Source organism: Aromatoleum diolicum, from assembly GCF_012910955.1.
GTDB classification, from domain to species: Bacteria; Pseudomonadota; Gammaproteobacteria; order Burkholderiales; family Rhodocyclaceae; genus Aromatoleum; species Aromatoleum diolicum.
On sequence record NZ_WTVQ01000006.1, the window covers coordinates 31,391 to 48,081 of the forward strand.

18 protein-coding genes are annotated in these 16,691 nt (G+C 61.6%); 9 read left to right on the forward strand and 9 right to left on the reverse strand.

Annotation, left to right across the window (positions count from 1 at the left end; translation table 11 throughout):
* The first annotated feature begins 52 nt into the window (after nt 1–52).
* Genes GPA25_RS05130 through GPA25_RS05140 form a run of 3 tightly spaced genes read left to right on the forward strand, consistent with a single transcriptional unit; the run spans nt 53 to nt 3,603 of the window.
* Nucleotides 53–1,714: an ExeA family protein gene (locus tag GPA25_RS05130; protein WP_169259289.1), complete on the forward strand. Its 1,662-nt coding sequence runs from the start codon at nt 53–55 to the stop codon at nt 1,712–1,714.
* Nucleotide 1,715: 1 nt separating this feature from the next.
* The gene (locus GPA25_RS05135) at nt 1,716–2,654 is read left to right on the forward strand and encodes a general secretion pathway protein GspB (RefSeq protein WP_169259290.1); all 939 of its coding nucleotides are present in this window, start codon (nt 1,716–1,718) and stop codon (nt 2,652–2,654) included.
* Between the two features lie 19 nt (nt 2,655–2,673).
* Complete coding sequence (locus GPA25_RS05140) at nt 2,674–3,603, forward strand: sodium:calcium antiporter (RefSeq protein ID WP_169259291.1); 930 nt, start codon at nt 2,674–2,676, stop codon at nt 3,601–3,603.
* A gap of 213 nt (nt 3,604–3,816) precedes the next feature.
* On the opposite strand, the gene GPA25_RS05145 is transcribed toward GPA25_RS05140, so the two are convergent.
* The 4 genes from GPA25_RS05145 to GPA25_RS05160 all read right to left on the reverse strand — a co-directional run bounded on the left by GPA25_RS05145 (nt 3,817) and on the right by GPA25_RS05160 (nt 7,752).
* Nucleotides 3,817–4,884 (reverse strand): sulfate/molybdate ABC transporter ATP-binding protein, encoded by a 1,068-nt coding sequence (locus GPA25_RS05145; RefSeq protein WP_169259292.1) that lies wholly within the window; start codon nt 4,882–4,884, stop codon nt 3,817–3,819.
* Entirely contained in the window at nt 4,881–5,777 is an 897-nt protein-coding gene (gene cysW, locus GPA25_RS05150; protein WP_169259293.1) for a sulfate ABC transporter permease subunit CysW, read from the reverse strand. The genes GPA25_RS05145 and cysW overlap by 4 nt, the downstream gene beginning before the upstream one ends.
* On the reverse strand, nt 5,774–6,673 hold the full coding sequence (gene cysT, locus GPA25_RS05155; protein WP_169259294.1) for a sulfate ABC transporter permease subunit CysT: 900 nt from the start codon (nt 6,671–6,673) through the stop codon (nt 5,774–5,776). Before cysT ends, cysW begins: the two co-directional genes overlap by 4 nt.
* Nucleotides 6,674–6,756: 83 nt before the next feature.
* On the reverse strand, nt 6,757–7,752 hold the full coding sequence (locus GPA25_RS05160) for a sulfate ABC transporter substrate-binding protein (RefSeq protein ID WP_169259295.1): 996 nt from the start codon (nt 7,750–7,752) through the stop codon (nt 6,757–6,759).
* A gap of 250 nt (nt 7,753–8,002) precedes the next feature.
* Between GPA25_RS05160 and GPA25_RS05165 the strand changes: the two genes are divergently transcribed.
* The 3 genes from GPA25_RS05165 to GPA25_RS05175 are packed head-to-tail and all read left to right on the forward strand — an operon-like array spanning nt 8,003 to nt 9,414.
* On the forward strand, nt 8,003–8,299 hold the full coding sequence (locus tag GPA25_RS05165; protein ID WP_169259296.1) for a DUF1330 domain-containing protein: 297 nt from the start codon (nt 8,003–8,005) through the stop codon (nt 8,297–8,299).
* Between the two features lie 27 nt (nt 8,300–8,326).
* Nucleotides 8,327–8,767: a disulfide bond formation protein B gene (locus GPA25_RS05170; protein ID WP_169259297.1), complete on the forward strand. Its 441-nt coding sequence runs from the start codon at nt 8,327–8,329 to the stop codon at nt 8,765–8,767.
* Nucleotides 8,764–9,414 carry a DsbA family protein gene (locus GPA25_RS05175; RefSeq protein WP_169259298.1) on the forward strand — a complete coding sequence of 217 codons (651 nt, stop codon included), beginning with the start codon at nt 8,764–8,766 and terminating at the stop codon, nt 9,412–9,414. Before GPA25_RS05170 ends, GPA25_RS05175 begins: the two co-directional genes overlap by 4 nt.
* 92 nt (nt 9,415–9,506) lie before the next feature.
* On the opposite strand, the gene GPA25_RS05180 is transcribed toward GPA25_RS05175, so the two are convergent.
* The 4 genes from GPA25_RS05180 to GPA25_RS05195 all read right to left on the reverse strand — a co-directional run bounded on the left by GPA25_RS05180 (nt 9,507) and on the right by GPA25_RS05195 (nt 13,165).
* On the reverse strand, nt 9,507–10,184 hold the full coding sequence (locus tag GPA25_RS05180; RefSeq protein WP_169259299.1) for a YceI family protein: 678 nt from the start codon (nt 10,182–10,184) through the stop codon (nt 9,507–9,509).
* Between the two features lie 69 nt (nt 10,185–10,253).
* Complete coding sequence (locus GPA25_RS05185) at nt 10,254–11,117, reverse strand: MCP four helix bundle domain-containing protein (protein WP_169259300.1); 864 nt, start codon at nt 11,115–11,117, stop codon at nt 10,254–10,256.
* Nucleotides 11,118–11,126: 9 nt separating this feature from the next.
* Complete coding sequence (locus GPA25_RS05190; protein WP_169259301.1) at nt 11,127–11,369, reverse strand: DUF8082 domain-containing protein; 243 nt, start codon at nt 11,367–11,369, stop codon at nt 11,127–11,129.
* A gap of 875 nt (nt 11,370–12,244) precedes the next feature.
* On the reverse strand, nt 12,245–13,165 hold the full coding sequence (locus tag GPA25_RS05195) for a LysR family transcriptional regulator (protein WP_169259302.1): 921 nt from the start codon (nt 13,163–13,165) through the stop codon (nt 12,245–12,247).
* Between the two features lie 103 nt (nt 13,166–13,268).
* Here GPA25_RS05195 and GPA25_RS05200 point away from each other — a divergent pair, with 103 nt between their 5' ends.
* Together GPA25_RS05200 and GPA25_RS05205 are read left to right on the forward strand one after the other, a co-directional pair.
* Entirely contained in the window at nt 13,269–13,895 is a 627-nt protein-coding gene (locus GPA25_RS05200; RefSeq protein WP_211162959.1) for an NADPH-dependent F420 reductase, read from the forward strand.
* A 335-nt stretch (nt 13,896–14,230) separates the two neighbouring features.
* Nucleotides 14,231–14,416: a tautomerase family protein gene (locus tag GPA25_RS05205; protein WP_169259303.1), complete on the forward strand. Its 186-nt coding sequence runs from the start codon at nt 14,231–14,233 to the stop codon at nt 14,414–14,416.
* Between the two features lie 177 nt (nt 14,417–14,593).
* Here GPA25_RS05205 and GPA25_RS05210 read toward each other — a convergent pair whose 3' ends face one another.
* On the reverse strand, nt 14,594–15,523 hold the full coding sequence (locus tag GPA25_RS05210) for a LysR family transcriptional regulator (RefSeq protein ID WP_169259304.1): 930 nt from the start codon (nt 15,521–15,523) through the stop codon (nt 14,594–14,596).
* 115 nt (nt 15,524–15,638) lie between these two features.
* On the opposite strand from GPA25_RS05210, the gene GPA25_RS05215 reads away from it, so the two are divergent.
* Nucleotides 15,639–16,625, forward strand: a complete 987-nt coding sequence (locus GPA25_RS05215) for a 2Fe-2S iron-sulfur cluster-binding protein (RefSeq protein WP_169259305.1) — start codon at nt 15,639–15,641, stop codon at nt 16,623–16,625.
* Nucleotides 16,626–16,691 lie beyond the last annotated feature (66 nt).

Here is a 16,691-nt window from a genome sequence, read left to right on the forward strand (position 1 = left end):
CGGGATCTCCTGCAATCACGCCCGGCCGGTCAGACACCGACGAGACGCATGCATGTATAACGAGTATTTCGGGTTTTCGGAAGCGCCCTTCTCGATAGCGCCCGATCCGCGCTATCTCTTCATGAGCGAACGTCATCGCGAAGCGCTCGCTCACCTGCTCTACGGGCTCAGGGTCGACGGCGGCTTCGTGCTCCTCACCGGAGAGGTCGGGACCGGCAAGACGACCATTTGCCGCTGCTTGCTGGAACAGGTGCCGGACGACTGTGACATCGCCTTCATCCTCAATCCCAAGCTCGACACGGTGGAACTCCTCGCGACGCTGTGCGACGAGCTGCACGTGCCGGTGCCCTTTGGCGAGCGCTCGATCAAGGTCCTGGTCGACCTGATCAACCGACATCTCCTCGCCGCCAACGCGCGCGGGCGCAAGACCGTGCTCATCGTGGACGAGGCGCAGAACCTGTCCAACGAGGTACTCGAGCAGTTGCGCCTGCTGACCAATCTCGAGACCAACCAGCGCAAGCTGTTACAGATCATTCTGCTCGGTCAGCCGGAACTGCGCGAGCGACTCGCACAGCCCGCGATGCGTCAGCTTGCCCAACGCATCGTCGCCCGCTATCACCTGGAACCGCTGTCGCGGCCGGATGTTGCGGCCTACATCAACCACCGCCTGTCAGTGGCGGGTGCTCGCCAGCCGCTCTTCCCGGGCCCGGTGATCGAGCGCGTATACCGTCTGAGCGGAGGAACGCCGCGCCTCATCAACGTGATCTGCGACCGCGCCTTGCTCGGGGCCTATGCTGAAGGAAAAGCGGCGGTCGCCCCCGCCATCTTGAACAAGGCGGCACACGAGGTGCTCGGCGCCCCGGCTGGCTCACCGGCGCAGCGGACCGCTGCACGTCGTGTCATTTCCGCCTGCGCGCTTGCCGTAATCCTGGCCGGAGGCGGCGCAGCGGCCTGGCGACAGCACCTTGCCGCTCCCGCCGAGGCGCCCGTCCCCCAGGTCGCGATTGCGGCTGTTCCGGTGGCGAGCGCCGCCACCGAGGCCGTGCAGCGCGTTGCCAGGGAGCCGGCGGAGTTGCCGGTCGCACCGGAAGACGAAATTCTCCGGCCCGAAGCAAGCGAGTACTGGCTGCACGAGATGGTGGCGGTGCGCGCCCTCTTTGCGCGCTGGAGTCTCGACGTGCCACCGGTGGGAATCGACGGGGCATGCCGCCTCGCCGCCGACCACAACCTGGCCTGCCTGCGCCGGGTGGGGAATCTGGAGGCGCTGCGGGCCATGAACGCACCTGCAATCCTCGACATGCGCCAACCCGGCGGGCCGGATTTCTTCGCGACGCTCGTCGCGCTCGATTCCGATCGGGCGCGTCTCGTCTTTGCGGGCCGGACGCGCGACGTTTCGCTCGAAAATCTGCAACGGCAGTGGCGTGGCAACTACACCCTGTTGTGGCGCGTGCCTCACGGCTGGTATCGCACGGTAGGTCCAGGTGCGCGGGGCAAGGACGTGGCCTGGGTGGTGCGCCAACTCGGCCACTGGGAGGGACTCGCGGCTTCCGAGCCGGCGGGCAACACCTACAACGCCGATGTCGAACAGCGCGTGCGCGCCTTTCAGCGCAGCAACGGGCTGCCCGAGGACGGCGTGCTCGGCCCCATGACCCTGGTGCGCCTCGCGGCCCTGGCCGACAGCGAGGCGCCCGTTCTGGCGCCGCAGGCGAAATAACATGTCATATATCCTCGAAGCGCTGCAGAAATCCGAACACGCCCGGCAACAGGGCAAGGTGCCGGACCTGAGCACCGTTCCCGTGACCACGATGGGCATGCACGGTGAGACGACTTCCGGGCGCCTGCGCTATGTGCTGGCGGCCTTTGCCATTACTCTCATTGCCGCGATACTCGGCTGGTGGCGTCCGTGGCAGGAGCGTCCAGCCCCGCAATCGGGCTTTGCGCAACAGGCGACGGCGGTCCAACGACCCGCAACGGCAGACCAAGCGCCCGTTGCGCAAGACCAGATGGCGGCGCCCTTGCCGCCGGCACTGCAGCCCGGCGAGCCACCGCAACCGGCCCGGGCCGCGGTGCAACCAGCGGCCCCCGCGCCTGTGAGCATCGAACCGATCGTCCCATCGTCTCCGCCGGCCAATCCGGGACCTCCGCGTGTAACCCGCGCGACACAGACGCTCGCTCCGGATGCGCCCGCCAGTCCGGCTGCTCACCCGCCCGCGTCGGTGACGCCCGCGCCTGTCGTTGCCGAGAATCCGCGTCCCGCTGCGTCCCCCGGCGCCCCCATGCGCACGGTGCAAACTCCGGCGGAGCCGCGCCGCGCGGCGAACCCGCAAAGGGCACCCGATGCCAGGTCGGTACCCGCGGCGCCGTCCATCCCCACCGCGGCAGCGCCTGCGAAGCCGACCTCGGCGCCGGTGCCCACGCGGGCGCCGACAGAGCGCATTCTGAGCGTCCACGAATTGCCGGCTGCGGTCCGCAGTGGCCTGCCGCGGCTCAGCGTATCGGGATATTCGTATTCGGACGAACCGGGCAAGCGGATTGCCGTCATCAACGATCGCCTGCTACAGGAAGGCGAAGAGGCCGAACCCGGCGTGACGCTGACGGCGATCGCCGGTGACGGCGTGGTGCTCGAATTCCACGGCTACCGCTTCCGGCCGTAGTTTGTCGAGCGGTCGCGCGGTGAACGATTACCTGAGTCTGCTCCTCGGAATAGCCTCCGCTGGCGTCGGTGGCGAGCTGTTTGTGCGGGGTGCGGTTGGACTCGCTCACTGGGCGCGGATTTCACCCGGCATCATCGGCGCAACGGTAGCCGCCTTTGCGACATCGAGCCCGGAACTGTCCGTGTCGGTCAATTCGGCACTGGTCGGGAGTCCCAAGATCGCCCTCGGGGACGCCCTCGGCAGCAACGTTGTGAATATTGCGCTGATCCTTGCGCTCGCGCTGGTCATTTCCGGCATTCAGAGCCCGCGAGACAGCATCAAGCGGGATTTTCCAGTTGCCTTGCTGGTGCCAGTGGTCACGGGTGTGCTGTTTCTGGATGGCATACTCTCGAGTGCCGACGGAGCCTTAATGCTGAGCCTGTTCCTCGCATGGCTCGCGGCAGCAGTAGTCGAGGCACGAAAACAGCGAAGCTCCGCCGAGAACGTCCTCGGTGTGCGTCATCATTGGGTGGCGCTGATGTCCGGTGTTGTCGGTCTCGTTTTCCTTGTCGCGGCAGGAGATCTGATCGTCGCGGGAGCAAGGGGGATTGCGATCTCGTTCGGGATCGACGAATTCATCATTGGCGCAACGATCGTCGCAGTTGGTACGTCCGCTCCGGAGCTTGCGACGACCGTCATCGCGAAGCTTCGCGGGCACGACGAAGTCGCTCTGGGCACCATCCTCGGCAGCAATATCTTCAATGGTCTGCTCATCATCGGGATCGCAGCCACGATTCACCCAATCGTGGTCAGTTGGCGCGAGGTTACGGTGACGCTCGTGTTCGGGCTGCTGGCCCTTGCGGTCAGCTGGCCCCCTCGCAGCGGATTCATCGAGCGGCGGCGTGGCATATTGCTGCTGGCACTCTATGCCGTCTATCTTGCCTCGATCCTCCAGGGGCAAGCAGCCTAACGCCGTGCGGAAAGGATTTCGCCATGGATCAGGACGAGAAAGTGATTTTTGCTGAACTCGATCGGGAGAGTTTTCCGGCCATTCGTCGCGACGCTCACGGCCCGGTTCGACGGCATCCAATATGGTTCGCAGTGCGACGACTGGATCTGGACCGAATGCGGCGGGATGAAGATCGAGATCTACTCGAGTCCGACATCGACGAGAAGGACGTGATCAGAACAGAAAGGGCTGCTTGTCGGCCGGTTTTGCGGTGTCTGCCGCAAAGATTTTCGCCTGGCGCGGCTTGATCCAGACCGTCTTGCCAAGCGGCAGATCGAGGGTCGTGGCGCGTTCGCGGGTCAGTTCGACTTCGATCATCTCCGCCTCGTGTTCCAGTTCGACGCGAACCAGCGGACCGATGCGATGCACGTGGCGGACGACGGCGGTCATGCCGCCGGGCAGCGGCGCGAGATCGAGCTCGATGTCGTGCGGGCGGACGAAGGCGATCGAGCCTGCTTCGGTATTCTCCCCTTCCCGCTCCACCTCGGCCCAGCTGCCATGCACGCGGCTGTGGAAGACGTTCACATTGCCGAGGAACTGGTACACGAAGGGCGAAGCCGGGCTCGAGTAGACCTCGTCAGGCGAGCCGATCTGTTCGATGTGGCCACGGTTCATCACGACGACGCGGTCGGCGACTTCCAGCGCCTCTTCCTGGTCGTGCGTGACGAACACCGACGAGATGTGCATCTCGTCGTGAAGCCGCCGCAGCCAGCGGCGCAGTTCCTTGCGCACCTTGGTGTCGAGCGCACCGAAGGGCTCGTCGAGCAGCAGCACCTTGGGCTCGACCGCGAGCGCGCGCGCGAGTGCGATGCGCTGGCGCTGGCCGCCGGATAGCTGTGACGGGTAGCGCTGTGCGAGCCAGTCGAGCTGCACCAGTTTCAGTAGTCCCATGACGCGCTCGCGGATCTCGGCCTCGCTCGGACGCTCCTTTCGGGGACGCACGCGCAGGCCGAAGGCGACGTTCTCGAACACCGACATGTGGCGGAACAGTGCGTAGTGCTGAAACACGAAGCCGACCTGGCGCTCGCGCGCATGCACATGGGTCGCCTCCTCGCCACCGAACAGCACGTTGCCGGCGTCCGGCGTTTCCATGCCGGCGATGATACGCAGCAGCGTGGTCTTGCCGCAGCCGGACGGTCCAAGCAGCGCGACCAGCTCGCCGGTCGGAATGTCGAGGGACAGATTGTCGAGCGCGACGAAGTTGCCGAAGCGCTTGCTGATGTTGCGGATTTCGATGCTCATGGGCGTTCCGTGGCGACAGACGGGGGCAATTCGGTTTTTTCGGGGGGCAGATCGGCCGTCAGCATTTCGGTTTCCTTGCGCATGCGCCATTCGACGATGGTCTTGACGACGAGCGTGACGAGGCCAAGCAGCGCAAGGACGGTCGCGGCCGCAAAGGCGCCGATCTGGTTGTATTCGTTGTAGAGGATCTCGACGTGCAGCGGCAGCGTGTTCGTTTCGCCGCGAATGTGGCCCGACACGACGCTGACCGCGCCGAATTCGCCCATTGCGCGCGCGTTCGCGAGGATCAGGCCATACATCAGGCCCCACTTGATGTTCGGCAGGGTGACGCGGAAGAACATCTGCCAGCCCGATGCGCCGAGCGACACCGCGGCCTCCTCCTCGTCGCGGCCCTGCGCCTGCATCAGCGGGATCAATTCACGCGCGACGAAAGGGAAAGTCACGAATAGCGTCGCGAGCACCATGCCTGGCAGCGCGAAGATGATCTTGATGTCGTTCGCGACCAGCCACTGACCGAAGAAGCCCTGTGCACCGAACAGGATGATGAAGATCAGGCCGGCGACGACCGGTGAGACCGCGAACGGCAGGTCGATCAGCGTCGTCAGCAGGCTCTTGCCGCGAAATTCGAACTTCGCGATCGCCCAGGCGGCGGCAACCCCGAACGCGATGTTGAACGGCAGCACCACGGCGGCAATCGTCAGGGTCAACAACATCGCGGAGTGCGCCTCGCCGTCCTGCAGCGCTTCCCAGTAAGCCTGTGCACCGTGGGCGAAGGCTTCCCAGAACACTGCGATCAGCGGCAGGACGAGGAACAGGAACAGAAAGCCGAGTGCGACGCCGGTCAGCAACAGGCGGACCCAGCGCGGCTCGGCTGTGGCGCGACGCGTGTTCATGGCCGGGCCTCCGCGAGGGCGCCGGGCGCGAGCGCTTCGGCCGGCGCGTCGCCCTCACTGCTCTTAGAATGCCGGTTCGCCGCCCACCACTGCAGCAGGTTGATCACCAGCAGCATCACGAAAGAGATCAGCAGCATGACGACTGCGAGCGCCGTCGCGCCGAGGATGTCGTACTGCTCGAGCTTGGAGATGATCAGCAAAGGCGTGATTTCCGAAATTAGCGGCATGTTGCCAGCGATGAAGATCACCGAGCCGAATTCGCCGATCGCACGCGAGAACGCCAGCGTGAAACCGGTGAGCCAAGCGGGAAAAATGCCCGGCAGCAGCACGCGCGTGAAGGTCTGCCAGCGGGTCGCGCCAAGGGATGCAGCGGCCTCCTCGACTTCCGCCTCGATGTCCTCGATGACGGGCTGCAGTGTGCGCACGACGAAGGGCAGCGTGACGAAGATCAGCGCGACGACGATACCCAGCGGCGTGAAGGCGACCTTGATGCCGAATTTCGCCAGATGCTGGCCGATCCAGCCGTTTTCCGCGTAGAGCGTGGCGAGCGTGATGCCGGCGACCGCCGTGGGCAATGCAAAGGGCAGGTCGACCAGCGCATCGACGAAGCGCTTGCCCGGGAACGGATAGCGCACCAGCACCCACGCGACGATCAAGCCGAACAGGGCATTCACGGCCGCCGCAGCAAGGGACGCACCGAAGGTCACGCGGTACGACGCCAGCGCCCGCTCGGCGGTCGCGATACCCCAGAAGTCACTCCACGACAGCTTGCCGGTCATCAGGATCATCCCGCCCAGCGGGATCAAGACCAGCAGGGTCAGGTAGGTCAGCGTATAGCCCAGTCCGAGACGGAAGCCGGGCAGCACTCCGTCGCGCTTGGCAGGGGCAGGAAACATGTCGGGAGATCAGCCGTAAAACGGAAAAGTCGAAAAGCGAACGGCCCGCGAGGCGGGCCGCTTCAGCCTAAAAGTCGCGTATTTTACTTCTGAACGTAGATCTGGTCGAAACTGCCGCCGTCCTTGAAGTGTGCCGCCGAGGCCTTGCTCCAGCCGCCAAACACTTCATCAACGGTGAAGGTCTTGATCGGGGGGAACTGCGCGGCGTATTTCTTCAGGACTTCGGCATTGCGCGGACGCAGGTAATTGGCCGCTGCATTCTCCTGCCCTTCCTTCGACCACAGGTATTCCAGATAGGCCTGCGCGACCTTGCGCGTGCCCTTCTTGTCGACAACCTTCTCCACTACGGCGACCGGGAATTCGGCGAGAATCGACAGGCTCGGGTAGACCACTTCGAACTCGCCACGTCCGAATTCCTTGGCGATCAGCTCGGCTTCCGACTCGAAAGTGACGAGCACGTCGCCGATCTTGCGCTGCATGAAGGTCGTCGTCGCATCGCGCCCGCCGGAACCGAACAGTGGCGCGTTCTTCAAAAGCTGGCCGACGAATTCCTGCGCCGTCTTGTCGTTGCCGCCGGGCTGCTTGAGCGCATAGCCCCACGCAGCGAGATACGAGTAGCGGCCGTTGCCGGTGTTCTTCGGATGCGGGATGATCAATTGCACGCCGGGCTTGGCGATATCGTTCCAGTCCTTGATTGCCTTCGGATTGCCCTTGCGCACGATGAACACCATCGTCGAGGTGTAGGGCGAGGCGCTGTCCGGGAAGCGCTTGGTGTAGTCAGTCGCGACGAGGCCTTTCTCGGCGAGGAAGTCGACGTCGGTGGCCTGGTTCATGGTCACCACATCCGCTTCGAGGCCGTCCGCCACCGCCCGCGCCTGCTTCGACGAACCGCCATGCGACTGACGGAGCTCCACGGTCTCGCCGGTCTTTTCCTTCCAGTGCTTCTGGAACAGCGGGTTGAAGTCCTTGTAAACGTCGCGCGCGACGTCATAAGAAACGTTGAGCAGATTCGACTGCGCGTGCCCGCTCGTCGCAAAAGCGAGTCCGGCGGCAAGCAACAGACTGGTGAGTTTGTTCATGGCGGCGCTCCGATAGCGGACTGTTAATTGAGAGGGGCTCGACGATAGCCGATGTCGGTTTCCCGGACAACGTACAAGAGTTAATTTCCATATAACGAAACATGCGAACCACACTCCCTACCCCAACCGGCCCCTATGACTCGGATATAATCGCGCGCTCTTGCGCAACTGGACGGCCTCGGTATCTGTGTCACTGTGGCTCTGTTCCCTATCGGCTTTGCAACGAAACACTCTCCCGACCAGGACATCGATGACGCCGAAAAATCCTGCCTACGCCATTGGCCATATCACCATCAAGGATGCCGAAAAGTGGGCCGAATACTGCTTGCGCGTACCCGGTACGCTCAGTGGATGGGGCGGGGAGCTGGTATTTCGCGGTAGCCGTGTCGCCGTACTGGGTGGCGAGCACGCGCACACGGACACCGTGGTGGTGCGTTTCCCCGATGTCGATGCGGTGAACGGCTGGTTCAACTCGGCAGAGTACCAGGCACTGATCCCGTTACGCGAACAGGCGGCTGATGTGGTCCTGATTGCTTATGAGAGCTGATTTACGCCAGATCGGAGCCCGGACGGCATGAGCACGCAGGCGAACCCCTTGCCCACAGCCGGCTGGACGCCGGTTTTTCTGTGCTGGCTGATTGCCGCCGGTTCGATGCTGGGAGCCCTGTTCCTTGGCGAAGTCATGGGCCTGCCGCCCTGCGTGCTGTGCTGGTGGCAGCGCATTGCGATGTTCCCATTGGTGCTGATCTTGCCCGCAGGCATGTTTCCGCTGGACCGTAAGGTCCTGCGCTATGCCCTGCCCTTGGCGCTTGTCGGCTGGTTGGTCGCACTCTTCCATTTGCTGCTGGTGGCGGGTGTGATTCCCGAAAGGATCCAGCCGTGCTCGCGTGGTGTTTCGTGCAAGGAGGTTCAGATCGAATGGTTTGGCTTCGTCACGATCCCAATGCTTTCGCTGTTGGCCTTTTCCCTGATTATTGGTTTGCTGCTTCTCGCTAAACACAGGATGTCGAAATGAATCAGAAGTATCTGTTCGGTTTTGCCGCGGCGCTGTTGATGATGGTGTTCGTGATCGCGACACTGGTGCATAACACCGAGAAAGGCGAGCGGCTTGACGACATGGTGACGCAGAACCGCTCGGCGCTGGTACGCGACCACTCGCCGACGCTCGGTGCCGCAGATGCGCGCGTGCACATCGTCGAGTTCCTCGATCCCGCCTGCGAGACCTGTCGCAGCTTCTACCCATTCGTCAAACAGATGATGGCCGCTGCGCCGGGACGGATCCGCGTGATCGTCCGCTACGCACCGTTCCACGACGGCTCCGACCAACTCGTGAAAATGCTCGAAGCGGCAAGGATGCAGGGGAAATTCTGGGAAACGCTGGAGGCGATGTTCGCGTCGCAACCGAACTGGGCGGCCCACCACAATCCGCAACCGGATCTGGTCTGGAACTATCTCGATGGGGTCGGGCTGGATATGGCGAAGCTGAAGGCGGATATGGCCAGTTCGGCCGTCGAAGCTGCGGTGCGTCAGGACCTGGAGGATGCACGCGCACTCAACGTGACCAAGACCCCGGAATTTTTCGTCAATGGCCGCCCGATGCCGAGCTTCGGCTATGAGCAGTTACAGAATCTGGTTCAGGACGAGTTGAAGGCCGCGTATTGAAGGAGTGGCGAATCTCCGCACAGGCAATTCGATAGGTAGGCAAGACGGGCGCGAACCGAGCGTCCGTCCTGCTTTCAGGCGCTGATACCCGCTTACTGCTGCTGCAGGATGCCCTCGATCGACAACGCGATCTCGACGGTGTCGCCGACGATGCGCGGCAGACCGTAGTTCATCCCGAAATCGCTGCGGTTGATCGTTACGTTGCCCTCGAATCCTGCACGCGTATCGCCGCGTGGCCCCTTGCCGGCGCCGGTCACTTTCAGCGCGAAGTCGACCGGCTTGGTTACCCCATGAATCGTCAGATTGCCCGATAGCACGCCTTCGCCGCGGTTGTTCCAGCGCACGCGCGTCGATTCGAAGCTCATGTTCGGGAACTGGGCAGCGTCGAAGAAGTCGGCGCTCTTGAGGTGATCTTCCAGCTTCTGGTGTTTGGCGTTGATGCTCGACACCGGAATGGTGGCATTGACCAGGCTATCGCCCGGTTTTTGCCCCACGACGAAACCACCCTTGATGTCGTCGAAACGCCCCATGAAGCGGCTTACACCCAAGTGCGAAATGAAGAAATACGCGTGCGAGTGTGCGACGTCGATAACGTAATTGCCGGGAGTCAGGGCGTTGACCGTCGCCTTAGCGGTACGCGGCGCGGGCTTGGCTGCAACCGTTGCAGCCGGAGCGGTCGCCACTGCGGCAGTCTGCTGGGCATGGGCAGGCAGGGCCAGGGCAGCGCCAAGGCTCAGTGCGATAAGTAACGGACGAATATTTGAAAGCATCGGATTTTCCTGCTTGTGAGGTTTCGATTGGGTAAGACGGGATTCGGGTTAGAACGCTGCGTGCGGTGCTTAGCGGGAACGCGCCTTGAGGCGAACGATCATGGCTTCCATCGTGACGCGCATCCGTTCCAGCGACGCAGCGAGCTTCTCAAAATCCTGTACGCCGCCGGCGTCGAACTTCTTGCCGAGATCGCCGAGACTCATCTTGTCGGCCGATTCGACCAGCGACAGCAACGGACGGGTAATCGAACCCGGAATAGTGAACAGCAGTGCGCTGGCAAGCAGCAGGCCGGCGAGTGCAAAGCCGGCATTCACGTAATCGACGACGTCGAAGTTGCTGCGAATGCGCCGATAGGCTTCGGCGGATTCGTCGGCGCGCGCACGCGCCATGCGGGTGGCGCCCTTGATCAGGCCGGCATCGAAGCGTTCGACGACGGGGCGTAGTTCCTCGTTGGTGCGCACGGCCTTGTTGTAGGTCTGCGTGCTGCCGCCGGCCGCGTCCTGATCAAGCATCGAGACGTCGTAGCTGAAGCCTTCAACCACACGGGTGAATTCCTTCTGGTACTCGTCGAGCGCAGCCTTCCAGCGGACGAACTCGGCGCTGTCGGTCGGCTGGTAGATGCCTTTGCTGTTCGCGACCATCGCCTCGAGCTGCGCTTCGATACGGCTGTGCGTGGCGGTCCAGTCCTTGAGGACTGTGTTGCGCCCTTCGACGTCGCCGACGTAGATGAGATATTCCTTCTCCTGGCGGCGCAACTGCTGTGCCGCTGCGAGCAGATCGGTAATCTCGGTGGTCGCGACGAAATTTCGGTTTACCGCCGTATCGACCAGCCCCTGGGTCCGTGAGCCATAGAAGAAACTTGCACCGCCTTGCAGCAGGATGAAGGCGAGCAGCACGGAAAAGCCGAGGATGAGCTTGTTGCGGATGGACATGGGTGCGGTTCAGTGGTTCGAAGTTGAAAGGAGTTCGTTGGCGAGCTGCTGGATGATGGCCTCCCGGTCGACTGTTTCGGGGAGCTCACGCTGCAGGCGGGCCAGAAAGGACATGAGCTGACGCGGCGCCATTTCCACCTCATCGAGTGCGAGGTCGAATATCACGTCATCGACGATGATTTCGGCCAGCACGCCGATTTCACGCGCGAGGCGTGCGATGGTCTTCTCTTTCCAGGACTGGCTTACGGACATCTAATGGATCGACCTTGTGGCACCAGTGCGATGCGTTGTGACAAACTGCCGCGCACATGGCACGAATTTGATTACGTAACGGCATGTTACATGTAGCCATGTAAGGCTCGCAACCGCAGCGTCATGGCTATATTTGTGGTGGTTATGCCGGGATTCATCCGCCTGATATCCACCGAAAGTCCGGATGTTGGTTGGGAGTCACACAAAAGAGTCGGTTAAAATGGCGGGTTTTCGTCCCGGCAACAGGCATGACTCCGCAAGCACTCGAAAGCCACACGCCAATGATGCAGCAGCGTAAATCCTTTCTGGCAAGGAGATGCAAGGCAAACGTTTACTGAAGTTACGTCAAAAGCTACGCCGACATTCAAGGCGTCGGTACGTCGCCAGGACCTACCGGCGTGAGATGCTGCCCCCTCATCTTGCTCGGAGAGGACGATGTCGCCCCCGAGGACGGGGCGTTGACCAAGACGTGTCGTCAGCGCGTAAGACTGACAGGCCAGATTTCCGACGCAGTCAACGCGATCGCCGATCACTTTCTCGAAGTGCGGATCAGGGCCACGTTCGCCGAACGAGAGGACCGACAGCCTGCCAGCGAAGTCACCAACACTTCTTCGCCCATCCCGGGCATTTGCTCTTACGGCTGTTGGCGCCGGTCAAGAATTGACCAGATAGATGACCGTGTGTCGGCCAAGCACTGATCGTCAGCATCGGATGGAGCGCGTTGAACTTACAGCAAAAGTATGGAACCGGGCTGATCAATTCCCATTCGGTACACTTTGCCAATTCCTGACCGGCGCCAACACGAAGACGCCCTTCGCTTGTCCGCATTGAGGTTGCGGAGGCATTTGCACAATCCAGTCCGCATTATTCGATGCTTACATCGGTAGCGCCGGTACGATTGCGGATTGAGCGTCGGAACCAAATGTCGTTACGACGAAGTCAAGAAAGCTGCGAAGTTTTGGACCCATGCGGCGATCAGGTGCGTAGAGTACTTGCAGCGGTCTTGTCGGCACAGGGTAGTCAGGCAATAGTTCTATCAGACGGCCCGCTGCCAGATCCTCGCGAACAAGTTCGCAGGGTTGGAGCAGCAGGCCCATCCCTGCACGCGCGGCAGCCATCAACGACTCTCCGCTGTCTACCATCAACCGACCGGAGACAGGCACCGTGATTGGCCCCTCCGGACCCTGAAAGGTCCAATGTGTCCGCAATTCGGAATGCAAGAATCCAAGGCAATCATGCCGGACCAAGTCTTCCGGATGAGTGATTGCTCCTCTCTTCGCCAGGTAAGAAGGTGCAGCGCACAGCCTCAAGCGATACGGAGCCAGCGGGCGTGCGATTAGTCCGCTATCGGCGAGTTCGCCGATACGGACCACTGCATCGAACCCTTCGTCGATGAGATCCACGTAGCGGTTCGACAGGGACAATTCGACAGACACTTCCGGATAGCGCCCCAGGTATTCAGGCAGGTGTTTCGACAAGGCATGGATGCCGAATGTGACGGGAGCGTTAATGCGCAAACGCCCTCGAGGCGTAACGAGTGTTGCGGTTGCCTGCCCTTCCGCCGACTCGACGTCAGCCAGAATATTCTTAACCTGTTCGTAATAGGTTGCACCGACATCCGTGAGGTGCTGGCGCCGCGTCGTGCGATTGAGCAGACGCACGCCCAAATGCTGCTCCAGGGATTGGACATGCCTGCCGACCAGTTGTGAGGACATCTGCAGCGCTTCACCGGCGGCCGAAAACGATCCTGCTTCGACGGCCTTGGCGAACACGCTCATGCTCAGTAATTTGTCCATTACAAACATTCCGTTTCAAGTGATAGCCAATTTTGCCCATTTATCAATTATGGTTTCAAGTCTTAAAGTGAACGCACTGACTCACTCAACACGGAGAAACCAAATGAAAGTCGCAATCATCGGTACGGGCAACATGGGTGCAGGTCTGGCTTCGGCATTGGCGGGCGCAGGTCACGAGGTCGCAATCGGTGCCCGCGACCCAGCCAAGGCCGCTGCACTAGCCACCAGGATCGCTCATAACGCCGTCGGTGGCGGAATCGAAGCCGCAGCGAAACTCGCCGACGTAATCGTTCTGGCCCTGCCGTTCGGGGCCGTGGCCGAAGCCCTTAAGGCCGCAGGAGATCTGACCGGCAAGGTACTCGTCGATATTTCCAACCCGATCAGCGCAGACTACAAAAGTCTCGTGATTGGTCACACCACCTCGGCCGCCGAAGAGATCCAGGCGCTTGCACCGCAAACGAAGGTCGTCAAGGCTTTCAACACGATTTTCGCTCAACTACTGGCGCCCGAAGCTCGCCAGGGGAAGATGCTGCAAGTGTTCGTCGCCGGTGACGATGCAGCCGCCAAAGATGTCGTCTGCACGCTGGCCAAGTCGGTCGGCTTCGAGCCGGTGGAGGCAGGGCCGCTATCGAATAGCCGTTTCATTGAGCCGATCGGCGAGATGAACATCCATTTCGGCTACTTCCTTGGCAAGGGTCCGGCCGTTGCCCCCGCATGGGTTGCTGTTTAAGCGTTCTGCGTCCCACCCTGAGCGTCTTCGAATAGGCGTTATATCGACTTCATCGGCACGCATGGCAACCGCAAGGCCCTATTGGTCGATGACCTCATCTCAATCTACTCGCACGAAGACTGGTCGGAACCGAAGGTGACGGAACGCCACACGGTCAACGCCTCCTCGTCCTTCGTCAATTCTGGAAATTTGCCAACCAATTCATCAAGAACGATACGGAATACCAAGCCAAAGTGCTGTTCGATCACGCCACATATGGCTGACAGTTCACTGCCGACCTACAACTGTTTTTGGATTAGTGAACCTCCCCCCAACTCTCTCACAAGGAGATCATCATGCCCGTAGTACGTGTTAGCTGGTTCGAAGGAAAGGACCTACCCACTAAACAAGCGCTTGCCGCCGAAATCACCGAAAGCATCGTCAAGAACACTGGAACGGATCCGAAATATATCTACGTGATCTTCGAGGATATTGCTCCGTCCGACTGGGCGGGGGCCGGGAAACTCTTCGGCGGCGATTAGACTTTTGTTGCAAGGGATGCGCAGCGGTCAGACCCGGCTCGCAAGCATCCCTGCTCCCATACAACACAGCGTAGCCGGACAACACAGCGTAGCCGGACGGACGAACCGGCTCATTCGCACACAATTTCGGCGAGCACCTCCCTTATGAATCGAGGAAAGTGGACTTCCTGCCGAAGTCTAGTGCAACGCGTCGTTGCCCGCCGCGCTCTCGCTGAAGTGATCGAAAATCAGCTGCCTGAGCCATCTGTTTGCCGGATCCCGGTGATACCGCGCATGCCAGAAGAGTTTGATGGCAATTTCGGGCAGGCTGGCCGGATGCGGAACAGCGACGAGATCGAACGGCTCGACGCAGCGCATGGCCAAGCGCTCTGGGACAGTGGCAATAAGGTTGGTCGAGTGCAGGATGTGCCCGACCGCGACAAAGTGCGGCACCGCCAGACGGACGTTGCGACGCACGCCAGCACGATCGAGCATGGTGTCGACCTCGCCGTGCCCTGTCCCGGCCGCAACGACCAAGACGTGCTCCAGCGACTGGAACAATTCGAGGGTCATTGGCTGGTTGGCGGCGGGATGACCGCGCCGGAACATGCATACATAGCGCTGCTTGAACAGCCGCTGCTGGAAGAATCCCGCCTGTAATTGTGGGATTAGTCCGATCGCCAGATCGACTTTCCCTGCCTCCATGTCCTCCTTGAGACTGGCCGCGGTATTTCGGACAGTACTAATCCGGACCTTCGGTGCAAGCTGTGTAACGAGTTCCATCAAATGGGGCAAGAAGTAGATCTCGCCAATATCGGTAATCGCCAGCGTAAACGTTCTTGTGCTCGTGGCTAGTTCGTACGTCGCGTTCTGGTTCAAGGCGCTATGGAGGGTCCCCAGTGCATAAGCGACCGGCTCGGCTAGTTGTAGCGCGAAGGGCGTGGGCTCCATGCCACGCGCAGTACGGAGAAAGAGTTCGTCCTTGAGCAGCGTGCGCAGGCGCTTCAGCGCATTGCTCACCGCTGGCTGCGTGATGCCCAAAGTTTCCGCAACGGTTGAGACCCGCCCGTCTATAAGTAGCTGATTGAAGACGACCAAGAGATTCAGGTCGATGTCCCGAAGCTGCATGCGCCCCTCGCAATATTCACGATAGTGATGGAGCAAATCATACTTGCTTTATCGACTTATAAGACAGCCTTCTCCATGATCCGCCCAACGCTACAGTTTGCTTTGGACACAGATTATGGAACTTCTCGTACAACCCACGAACCGCCGCCTGTCCTTCGACTCAGGCGCCAACCTTCTCGAGGTTCTCCGCGAGAACGGCGTTCCCGTGTCCTACAGCTGCATGTCTGGGCGCTGCGGGACCTGCCGCTGCCGGATCATCGACGGGAACATCGTTGATTCGGGACCGGAAGCCGGGCGGCCGAATCTCATCGGCGAACGTCACGTGCTCGCTTGCCAGTCGGTCCTCACCGACAACTGTGCCATCGAGATCCTCGAGGCGGACGAGATCGTTATTCACCCCGCACGCATCATCAAGGGAACGGTTGTTGCCGTCGATTCGCCCACCCACGATATCCGCCGCTTGCGGATTCGTCTCGCCAAACCCCTCGAATTCTCCCCAGGACAGTACGCGACACTGCAGTTCAGCCCCGAGCATGTGCGCCCCTATTCGTTGGCAGGGCTGCCACAGGACGACGAGATGGAGTTCCACATCCGCAAGGTCCCCGGAGGGCGCGTCACCGAGTACGTCTTCGATCACGTCCAGGAAGGGACCACCGTCAAGCTGAGCGGCCCGCTCGGCACCGCCTACCTGCGCCGCGCCCATCCGGGGCCGATGCTCTGCATCGGCGGCGGGACCGGACTCGCCCCGGTGCTGTCCATCGTGCGCGGTGCGCTCGAGTCCAGGATGTCCAACCCGATCCAGCTCTACTTCGGCGTACGCAGCCCGCAGGATCTTTACGACGCCGAGCGCCTCGAGGCGCTGGCCGCCCGACACCCGAACCTGACCGTGCACATCGTCATCGCCACCGGCAACACCGAGCCCGGACAACGGCGCGGTCTTGTGACGGATGCGATCGAACAGGACCATCCGAACCTGACCGGCTGGCGTGCCTACCTGTGCGGCGCGCCCGTGATGGTCGAAGCGTTGAGCTTGCTGGTCGCGCGCCTGGGCATGAATCCGGCCCATGTGCATGCCGATGCCTTCTATCCGAGCGGAACCTAGCCCCTGCCCCGCCCGCGCCGCGCGACATCGACGCAGCGGATTACCCCTGCATACCCATAACCACGG

Coding starts and splice junctions, on each gene's coding strand:
- GPA25_RS05130 (WP_169259289.1), top strand. CDS start 53: ATGTATAACGAGTATTTCGGGTTTTCGGAAGCGCCCTTCTCGATAGCG.
- GPA25_RS05135 (WP_169259290.1), top strand. CDS start 1,716: ATGTCATATATCCTCGAAGCGCTGCAGAAATCCGAACACGCCCGGCAA.
- GPA25_RS05145 (WP_169259292.1), bottom strand. CDS start 4,884: ATGAGCATCGAAATCCGCAACATCAGCAAGCGCTTCGGCAACTTCGTC.
- cysW (WP_169259293.1), bottom strand. CDS start 5,777: ATGAACACGCGTCGCGCCACAGCCGAGCCGCGCTGGGTCCGCCTGTTG.
- cysT (WP_169259294.1), bottom strand. CDS start 6,673: ATGTTTCCTGCCCCTGCCAAGCGCGACGGAGTGCTGCCCGGCTTCCGT.
- GPA25_RS05160 (WP_169259295.1), bottom strand. CDS start 7,752: ATGAACAAACTCACCAGTCTGTTGCTTGCCGCCGGACTCGCTTTTGCG.
- GPA25_RS05165 (WP_169259296.1), top strand. CDS start 8,003: ATGACGCCGAAAAATCCTGCCTACGCCATTGGCCATATCACCATCAAG.
- GPA25_RS05170 (WP_169259297.1), top strand. CDS start 8,327: ATGAGCACGCAGGCGAACCCCTTGCCCACAGCCGGCTGGACGCCGGTT.
- GPA25_RS05175 (WP_169259298.1), top strand. CDS start 8,764: ATGAATCAGAAGTATCTGTTCGGTTTTGCCGCGGCGCTGTTGATGATG.
- GPA25_RS05180 (WP_169259299.1), bottom strand. CDS start 10,184: ATGCTTTCAAATATTCGTCCGTTACTTATCGCACTGAGCCTTGGCGCT.
- GPA25_RS05185 (WP_169259300.1), bottom strand. CDS start 11,117: ATGTCCATCCGCAACAAGCTCATCCTCGGCTTTTCCGTGCTGCTCGCC.
- GPA25_RS05190 (WP_169259301.1), bottom strand. CDS start 11,369: ATGTCCGTAAGCCAGTCCTGGAAAGAGAAGACCATCGCACGCCTCGCG.
- GPA25_RS05195 (WP_169259302.1), bottom strand. CDS start 13,165: ATGGACAAATTACTGAGCATGAGCGTGTTCGCCAAGGCCGTCGAAGCA.
- GPA25_RS05200 (WP_211162959.1), top strand. CDS start 13,269: ATGAAAGTCGCAATCATCGGTACGGGCAACATGGGTGCAGGTCTGGCT.
- GPA25_RS05205 (WP_169259303.1), top strand. CDS start 14,231: ATGCCCGTAGTACGTGTTAGCTGGTTCGAAGGAAAGGACCTACCCACT.
- GPA25_RS05210 (WP_169259304.1), bottom strand. CDS start 15,523: ATGCAGCTTCGGGACATCGACCTGAATCTCTTGGTCGTCTTCAATCAG.
- GPA25_RS05215 (WP_169259305.1), top strand. CDS start 15,639: ATGGAACTTCTCGTACAACCCACGAACCGCCGCCTGTCCTTCGACTCA.